Here is a 1,209-nt window from a genome sequence, read left to right as displayed (position 1 = left end):
CCAGGACCAGCAGCGCGGGCCGTGCCGCGACCCTGTCGGGCACGTAGAGGTACATGTTCAGGTTCGTCGGGTTGTTGCCGAAACCGGTCACCCGGGTCAGCGACGCCGCCGCGGCGGGCCGGACCCCCAGAAACATGGCCGCCACCACCAGAGGTAAGACAGCGGCCGCCAGTATGGCTCTGAGCCTTCGTGTCACGCCATGTCCTTCCGTCGTGAGATACCGCGGATGCCGCGCGCGTTCGGCTTCTCTCCGAGGCGGCACCGATTTGTGAGCGTTAACATCAACGGCCGATCAACCCCTTCGACGGCGGCGAACTGGACGGGGGCTCAGGTATCGCGATGCGGTCTCCATGGGCGGGCCCCGTCAGGCGGCGAGGCCGGGCTCCGTAGCACTCGACAGTGGCCTTGTTAGCGCTAACATAGGGTGGACGAGTGGGCTGCCGCGTCCAGTGGCGACCGGCCGGTGGTGGTGGTGGTGCGCCGGAGCAAACACGAAGCGGGGAGGCGCCGTCAAGGGGGCCGGCGCACGTCGTTCCACGTCCTCGCACGGGCCAGACCGTCGCCCATCTGGAGATATCGGGGAACACCGGACCGCGATCGACACCGGCAACGTGCTGAAACTTTCATCGACAACTCCTCCCACAGAGCAGGGTCGTCGCCATGTTTTCGAAGGCAGGAGCGCTCATCGGAGTGCATCTTGGACTTGTCCGGCGACCAAGCCGACCGAAAGTTTCAAAGGAGTCTTGACACATTTCGGCGAGATTTCCAGACTGAGTCCCCGAGGCGGTCTCCCCTGCCAGGTCGGTGGTGAAGGGGCAGGGGGGCGCCGTCCGCGACGTCCTCGTGATCTGCGTCCCGCAACGGGACGCGGTGTCGATCCCGCGGATGTCCGCTTTCCGTGATTCAGTTGTGGAGGCTCAGGCATGGATTCAAACGCCACCCCCTTAGATCGGCTCCGGCGCCCACGTCGCGGCCGGGTGCTGCTCGCCGGCGCCCTCGGCGTTCTCGGCGCGATCACCGCCGTGGCGGTGTCGGTTCCCGCCGACGCGGCGGCGAGCACCCTGGGCGCCGCGGCCGCGCAGAGCGGCCGATACTTCGGTACGGCGATCAGCGCGAACAAGCTGAGTGACTCGAACTACACGACGATCGCGAATCGTGAGTTCAACATGGTGACGGCCGAGAACGAGATGAAGATCGACGCCACCGAGC

At 66.3% G+C, this 1,209-nt stretch carries 1 protein-coding gene; it reads left to right on the top strand.

Translation table 11 applies throughout. The annotated features are described in order from the left end of the window. Positions 1 to 923: 923 nt before the first annotated feature. On the top strand, positions 924 to 1,209 hold a 286-nt coding region (locus FLW16_RS42850; RefSeq protein ID WP_142566712.1), incomplete at its 3' end, for an endo-1,4-beta-xylanase.

The organism is Microbispora sp. KK1-11 (assembly GCF_006874435.1).
GTDB lineage: Bacteria > Actinomycetota > Actinomycetes > Streptosporangiales > Streptosporangiaceae > Microbispora > Microbispora catharanthi.
The sequence above is the reverse complement of the archived record's forward strand: the minus strand, read 5'-3'. Positions and strand labels throughout refer to the sequence as shown.